The 653-nt window shown below is 59.4% G+C and carries 1 protein-coding gene; it reads right to left on the reverse strand.

Annotation, left to right across the window (positions count from 1 at the left end; genetic code table 11):
• Positions 1 to 653 (reverse strand): IS6 family transposase (locus ACI3K0_RS30780; RefSeq protein ID WP_404946990.1); only part of this gene is annotated, 653 nt, incomplete at both ends.

Genomic DNA, 653 nt, shown 5'->3' on the forward strand with positions numbered 1-653 from the left:
GGCTTCGGCTGCAACTTTCCACTCTGCGATCGCCTGGATACGGTGAACGCGGTTTTGGAATGCGGAGCGTTGCGAAAGGGTTTGGACGAAGTGGTTACGAACGGCGGAGAAGACAGACACGAAGCGCTGAAGGCCTCCTGGTGATCGGAAACCCTGCATCATCCGCTCCCGCTTTCGCAGCGGCACATGAGAATTCTCGGCCCGGTTGTTCAAACCTTTGTGGGATCGGTGTTCGACCTGCGGCATGACCTGTCGCCGGGCTGCTCCATAGGAGCGCAATTTGTCCGTTATCATACGCTTCGGTGCGATACCCTGCTTCTTCAGAAGGCGGGTCAGCAATCGCCTGGCGGCCTTGGTGTCACGTCGGGGCTGGACGATTTCGTCAAGCACATACCCATCCTGATCGACGGCCCGCCAGAGCCAGTGTTTCCTGTCAGCAATGGTGATGACGACCTCGTCCAGATGCCACACATCGCTCCCGTTGGGCTTCTTGCGGTGAAGGCGACGCGCATAATCCGGGCCGAACTTCTTTCCCCAGCGGCGGATCGTTTCATAGGAGACGGCGATGCCGCGCTCCAGCAGCAATTCCTCGACAAGGCGCAGGCTTAGCGGAAACCGAAAGTAGAGCCAGACCGCGTGGGCGATGACCTGGG

This window comes from Rhizobium sp. ZW T2_16, from assembly GCF_044987325.1.
Lineage (GTDB): Bacteria > Pseudomonadota > Alphaproteobacteria > Rhizobiales > Rhizobiaceae > Neorhizobium > Neorhizobium cellulosilyticum.